At 68.3% G+C, this 6,018-nt stretch carries 6 protein-coding genes; 1 reads left to right on the top strand and 5 read right to left on the bottom strand.

Going from position 1 to position 6,018, the window contains the following annotated elements; all coding sequences use genetic code 11:
• On the top strand, positions 1-443 hold a 443-nt coding region (locus L995_RS02670), incomplete at its 5' end, for a DNA glycosylase AlkZ-like family protein (RefSeq protein ID WP_047468886.1).
• A gap of 261 nt (positions 444-704) precedes the next feature.
• On the opposite strand, the gene L995_RS02665 is transcribed toward L995_RS02670, so the two are convergent.
• From L995_RS02665 to L995_RS34165, 5 genes are all read right to left on the bottom strand, one after another.
• Positions 705-1,697 carry a tripartite tricarboxylate transporter substrate binding protein gene (locus tag L995_RS02665; RefSeq protein ID WP_047468884.1) on the bottom strand — a complete coding sequence of 331 codons (993 nt, stop codon included), beginning with the start codon at positions 1,695-1,697 and terminating at the stop codon, positions 705-707.
• Positions 1,698-1,916: 219 nt separating this feature from the next.
• Positions 1,917-2,684 carry an SDR family oxidoreductase gene (locus L995_RS02660; RefSeq protein WP_017406496.1) on the bottom strand — a complete coding sequence of 256 codons (768 nt, stop codon included), beginning with the start codon at positions 2,682-2,684 and terminating at the stop codon, positions 1,917-1,919.
• Positions 2,684-4,411, bottom strand: coding sequence for an acetolactate synthase catalytic subunit (locus tag L995_RS02655; RefSeq protein WP_047468881.1), 1,728 nt, complete (start codon positions 4,409-4,411; stop codon positions 2,684-2,686). Before L995_RS02655 ends, L995_RS02660 begins: the two co-directional genes overlap by 1 nt.
• Before the next feature lie 90 nt (positions 4,412-4,501).
• Positions 4,502-5,455, bottom strand: a complete 954-nt coding sequence (locus L995_RS02650) for an SMP-30/gluconolactonase/LRE family protein (protein WP_047468877.1) — start codon at positions 5,453-5,455, stop codon at positions 4,502-4,504.
• Between the two features lie 15 nt (positions 5,456-5,470).
• The coding region (locus tag L995_RS34165; protein ID WP_231574340.1) for a tripartite tricarboxylate transporter substrate binding protein at positions 5,471-6,018 on the bottom strand (548 nt) is incomplete at its 5' end.

Genomic DNA, 6,018 nt, shown 5'->3' with positions numbered 1-6,018 from the left:
TCCGCGTCCACCTGGCGCAACAGACCCAGGCGGCGCTGCGGCTGGCGCGCGAGCAACTGGCCAGCTGCCGCATCGACGGAACCACCTGGTACTGGCCCGCCGCCGAGAACCCACGCTCGCGCCGCCATGCCTTCGACGAGCGGCTGCGCCTGCTCGCGCCCTTCGATCCCGTGGTCTGGGACCGGCGCCGCTTCACGCTGCTCTGGGGCTGGACCTACAAGTTCGAGGCCTATACGCCACCAGCTCAGCGCCAGCTGGGCTACTACGCCCTGCCCATGCTCTGGCGCGGCCATGTGATCGGCTGGGCCAACCTGCAGGCGCGCGACGGCCGGCTGGAGCCATCATTCGGCTATGTGGCCGGCGCGGCGCCCGGCGATGCCGCCTTTCGCAGTGCGCTGGATGAGGAGCTGCAGCGCATGGAGCTGTTCCTGGCGCCGCGCTGAGATGCAGGCACTCGCCCCCTGCGCGCGGTGTACGTGATTGGGGGAACTGGTCAAGTTCACCCAGCTGACGCGCGAACACACCGGCTGGACTGCACCGGCTGGACTGCACCGGCTGGACTGCACAGGCTACCTGGTGGACCGGTGCAGCGAACGCAGGGAGCGGGCGCGAGCGCTCCCCCGCCGACGAGCGGCCTTTCATGATCTTTCGGCCATGCTGCAGCAGCACCCGTGCATCAAGGCCGGCAGGCCGCCGGACCGCCCTCAGTTCATGCGCGGCAGATTCGCTGCCTTGATGGCCGCGCCCATGGACTCATGGCCCTGGACCAGCTTCCTGCGGTATTCGGCTCCGGTGAGAGCTGCCGGGTCCACGCCCGCCGACTCGAAGACACGCGCGACCTGGGGACCTTCGGCTGCGGCCATGGCAATGCGCTCCAGCCTGTCGCGCAGGGCCGGGGGCACGCCCTTGGGGTAGGCCAGGCCGATCCAGGAGTCGATCTCCACGTCGTAGCCCTGCTCCCTGAGCGTGGGCACCTCGGGCAACTCCTTCCAGCGCATGGGGCTGGCGCTGGCCAGCAGGCGCATTTTTCCGGCCTTGACGTGCTGGACGATGTCCGAGGGGTTCTGCACGATGACATCGACCTGCCCGCCGATCAGGCCGGCCACGGTCTCTGCGCCTGACTTGTAGTTGATCTCCTCGAACTTGCCGCCGGTCTTGCGCCCCAGCTCGAACATGGCCAGGTTGTTGGGCGCGGACGGCGCGCCAAAGAAGATGCCCTTGCCCTGGCGGGACGCGGCCACCAGGTCGGCCATGGTTTTATAGGGCGAATCCGCGCGCACGGCCACGCCATAGCGGTAGCGGGCCACGCCTGCGATGAAGTCGAAGTCATCGACCTTGTAGTCCACCTTCATGAGGTGGGGCGTGATCGCGATGGTGGAGAAGGTCACCACGCCCAGCGTGTAGCCGTCGGGCTTTTGCCGGGCCAGCGACGAGACGCCCAGCGTGCCCTGCGCTCCCGCGCGGTTGTTGGGCACCACGGGCTTCTTGAGCAGGCCCTCCATGGCATTGCCGATGGCGCGCGAGGCCACGTCGGTATTGCCGCCTGCGCCGTAGTTGATGATCAGGGTCAGTTCCCGCTCGGGAAACGCGTCCGTGCCCTGGGCCAGCGCCGGGGTGCCAGCTGCGGCCGCCAGCGCTGCCGCGCAGAAGGCCGAAAGCAGGCATCTGCGAGATGCGGGGGATGGATATGCATGCATGGTTGTCTCTCGTTGCGATCTTGGGTTCTGTCGTCTTTGGAAGTCGTGCTTTCACGGTGCAGCGCACTACCCACTGACCGGGAAACAGGCACGCCCTGGAAGTGGGGGCACCGAGGAGGGGCCTAGGCCGGCCGCGCCGCCCCGCCCCGCACCGAGGGTGCCGTCCCCCCGCGAAGCGAGAGGGGGAAGCGGCGCAGCCGCTCAGGGGGTCGTCCTTCCTCAATTCATGAAGAAGCCGCCGTTGACGTCGATCACCGCGCCATTGGTGAAGCCTGCGGACTCGCTGCACAGGTAGCGGATGGCAGCACCGACCTCGGCCGCCTCGCCCAGGCGCCGCACCGGGATCTGCTCCGCATAGCGGCGGTTGACCTCGTCGCCGGCCTGCTGCGCCATCGGCGTCAGGATGCGGCCCGGCGCCACGCAGTTGGTGGTGATGCCGTACTGGCCCATCTCCGAGGCGATGGAGCGGCTCAGCCCCAGCACGGCGGACTTGCTCAGCATGTAGGCAGGGCCGGCCACGATGGACTTGCCGCGCCCGGCCAGCGAGGACACGTTGACGATGCGCCCCCAGCCCCGCTGCTTCATGCCCGGCAGCGCCAGCTGGCACAGGCGCAGCATGGACAGCAGGTTGACGTCCAGGATCTGCTGCACCTCGCCCAGCCCCACTTCGAGGATGCCGTTGGACTGTCCGCTGGCGTTCTTGAGGCTGATGCCGGCGTTGTTGACCAGGATGTCCACGCCGCCGTGGCGCTGCACCATGTCCGCGACCACGCGCTGGCGGGCTGCCTCGTCGCAGACATCGAGCACCACGGCGCTGGCCCGGGCACGCAGTTCCTGCGGGACCCGATCCAGGTCGGGCGCGGCCAGGTCGGCCAGCACCACGCGGCGGCCGTCGCGCAGCAGTTCGATGGCGGTGGCCAGGCCGATGCCGCGTGCGGCGCCGGTCACCAGGGCCGTGCGGAGGGGGAAGTTCTCAGGCGCGCTCATCAGTGGCTCTCCGGCGTGTAGAAGGTGATGGGGGGAAAGGCGTCTTCGGTGCACATGACCTCGATCAGCGTGGCCTCTTCGGCGGCCATGGCGGCGCGCAGCGCGGGGGCGATGGCATCGGCCGATTCCACGCGCACGCCGTGGATGCCGCAGGCCCGTGCGATGGCCGCATGGTCCACGCCGCTGAAGTTCACGGCCGAGGTGTGCTCGCCGAACTTCACATGCTCGGCATGCTTCTGGTAGCCCAGGATGCCGTTGTTGATGAGCAGGGTGATCACCTTGATGCCCATGCGCCTGCAGGTCTCCATCTCCGACCACACATGGCCGAAGCCGCCGTCGCCCACCAGGCAGAACACCTGGCCGCCGTCCTGCGCCAGGCGCGCACCCATGGCCATGGGCATGCCCCAGCCCAGGCCCGCCAGGCCGCGCGGCGTGATGAAGCGCTGGCCGGCCCGGCGCGCGGTCAGGTAGTTGGTGACCCACAGCGTGGAGTAGCTGGCGTCGGCCACCACGGTGTCCTTGGCGGTCAGCAGGGCGTCGAGCTCATGCATGATGCGTTCGGGCCGTATGGGCGCGGCGCTGGACAGGCGCACTTCGGCTGATTCCTGCAGGTGCCTTTCCCTGCCCTTGGCAATGCGTGCGGCCAGTGCAGCGCGCTGGCCGGTACGGGCCGACAGATCCAGCGGCCCGGCGATGTCCAGCATGGCCTGCAGCGCCAGCCGCGCATCGCCCACCAGGCGCATGGCGTCGTAGTTGCGCCCTATCTCCTGGCCGTCGATATCGAGGTGGATGAATTGCGCATCGCGCGGGTACAGCGTCCAGCTGTCCGTGCCGTTCTGGTTGGTGCGGTTGCCGATTAGGAACACCACGTCGGCGCCTGCCACGAAATCCTTCAGGTAGCGGCCCGAGCCGTTGGGGCCCAGGCAGTTGGCGACCACGCCCAGCGACAGCTCATGCGTTTCGGCCACGGCACCCTTGCCCATGTTGGTGGTGGCCACGGGCAGGCTCAGCGCATCGGCAAAGGCGCTCAGTGCCTCGCTGGCGCCCGAGATGTGCACGCCGCCACCGGCAACGATGACCGGCGCGCGGGCCTGGAGCAGCGCGCCCACGGCCTGTTCCAGCAATTGCCGTTCGGGCACGGCGCGGTCCAGCGGAAAGCGGGCCAGTGCAGCGGGCCGGGGCACGCCGGACGGCTGGGCAGGCTCGGTGAGCAGGTCAGCCGGCAGCATCAGCGCCACGGGGCCAGGCCGGCCGCTGCAGGCCGCGATGATGGCCTGCTCCACATAGTCCTCCACGCGCGATGCTTGGTCCACGCGGCGCACCCACTTGGTCACGGGCTTGAACAGGCCCATGTGGTCCAGGTCCTGGAAGGCGTTCCTGTCGGTCTGGTCGCGCGCCACGTCCTGCACCAGCGCAATGATGGGGATGGAGACCTTCAGCGCCTCGGCCAGCGGCGCCACCAGCAGCGCGGCGGCCGGCCCGTTCTGCGCGGTGATCACGGCCGGCCTGCCGCTCATGCGGGCATGGGCATCGGCCATGTAGCCGCCCGCGTTCTCGGTGCGGTAGGCGATCTGGCGCAGGCCCAGTTCCTCGGCGGCCAACACGAACATGCTGGGCAGGCTCTGCCCGAAGAACTGCGTGATGCCGTGCCGCTTCAGGACCCGGGCCACCAGGTGGCCTACGGTGTCCTGCTTGTTCAATCCAGGGTTGCTCAGGGGTTTCGACATGGGTGGCGGTTTCCGTTCAACAAAAAAAGGCGTAGCGGCTCCCTCGCCATGGCAATCGCCAGCGATACGGAAAGGGAAGCCAGGGGGAACTTATCTATTCAGGAAATTCAAAGGCAATCCAGGACACGGCCAGTCCAGCGCCACCAGCCGCCCCGTGGAAGACAGGGTGACAAAAGCCGTCTTCAGGTCCTTGCCGCCAAAGCAGATGTTGGTCGTCATGGGGTCGGGCAGCTCGACCCGGTGCAGCACCTGCCCGGCCGGCGAGACCACGGTAATGCCGCCCTCGCCGAGCGTGGCAAGGCAGATGTTCCCTTCGGCATCCACGGCCAGGGAATCGATGTTCTGCATGCCCGGCAGGCGGCACAGCAGCCGCCCGCCATTGGGCGAATCGGGCCAGGGCCGGGCCAGGATGTGCCCGGGCTCGCCGATGTCGAAGGCCCACAGCCGCCCCGTGAAGGTCTCCGCCACGTAGAGCGTCTTCTCATCGGGAGAAAGACCGATTCCGTTGGGCGACCACAGCGGGAAGACGGCCTCGCGGATGGCGCTGCCATCGGCCAGCGCGTAGCAGACGCTGCCCCGGTCCACCTCACGTGGCCGCACCTTGCCGTGGTCGGTGAACCAGAACCCGCCATGCCGGTCGAAGACCAGGTCGTTGGGCCCCTTCAAGGGGCCGCTGCCGCTTTGCGTGTACAGGCATTCGACCTGGCCCGAGGCCAGGTCCACGGCCTCTATGCGCCCGCCTGAATAGTCGTTGGCCTGGCCTATGGGCCGCAGCCCATGCTCCGCACTGCGGTGCCACTGGAAGCCACCGTTGTTGCAGATGAACAGCTTGCCGCCGGGGCCTATGGCGGCACCGTTCGGGCCTGCGCCCAGGTGGACGAGTTGCCGCCTTGTGCCATCGGCCGTCACCCGGGTCAGCCAGCCGTTGGCGATCTCCACCAGCACGACCGATCCATCGGGCATGGCCACCGGGCCTTCGGGAAACTCCAGGCCGTCGGCCAGTGCCCGGAGCGAGGGTTCTGTTTTTTGCAGCGTGTATGTCATGTGCGCCTCACTCCATCAATCGATGCTCAGGTTCAGGCGCCTGATCACGGCACCGTATTTCTCGGAGTCATCCCTGACCATGGCGCGCAGCTCCTGCGGAGTGGACGGCGAAACCTCCAGCGCCATTTCCGAGAAATTCTTCTGCAACCGGGGATCAGCCAGGGCCTTGTGCAGCACGGCGTTGAGCTGCTCCACCACGGCGGCCGGCGTGCCGCCAGCGACGAAGGCGCTGAAATGGTTGGCGATCTCCACCCCGCGCGCGCCCGCCTCGGCGAAGGTCGGCACATCGGGCAGATGCGGCGAGCGCCGGTCTCCCGTGACGGCGATGACCCGGACCTTGCCCGACCGGGCATAAGGCACGACGGTGGGCAGGTCGGACATGAAGACGGGCACCTGCCCCGCCAGCAGGGCCTGCATGGCCGGCGCACTGCCCTTGTAGGGCACGTGCACCATCTGGATGGCGCTGCCGGCCAGGAACATCTCCATGGCGAGGTTGGTGCCGTTGCCATTGCCGGTGGAGGCATAGCTCAGGTCGCCATGCGACCTGGCATGGGCCACCAGCT

This window comes from Delftia sp. ZNC0008, from assembly GCF_000799035.1.
GTDB lineage: Bacteria > Pseudomonadota > Gammaproteobacteria > Burkholderiales > Burkholderiaceae_C > Comamonas > Comamonas tsuruhatensis.
The sequence above is the reverse complement of the archived record's forward strand: the minus strand, read 5'-3'. Positions and strand labels throughout refer to the sequence as shown.

Coding starts and splice junctions, on each gene's coding strand:
- L995_RS02660 (WP_017406496.1), bottom strand. CDS start 2,684: ATGAGCGCGCCTGAGAACTTCCCCCTCCGCACGGCCCTGGTGACCGGC.
- L995_RS02655 (WP_047468881.1), bottom strand. CDS start 4,411: ATGTCGAAACCCCTGAGCAACCCTGGATTGAACAAGCAGGACACCGTA.
- L995_RS02650 (WP_047468877.1), bottom strand. CDS start 5,455: ATGACATACACGCTGCAAAAAACAGAACCCTCGCTCCGGGCACTGGCC.
- L995_RS02665 (WP_047468884.1), bottom strand. CDS start 1,697: ATGCATGCATATCCATCCCCCGCATCTCGCAGATGCCTGCTTTCGGCC.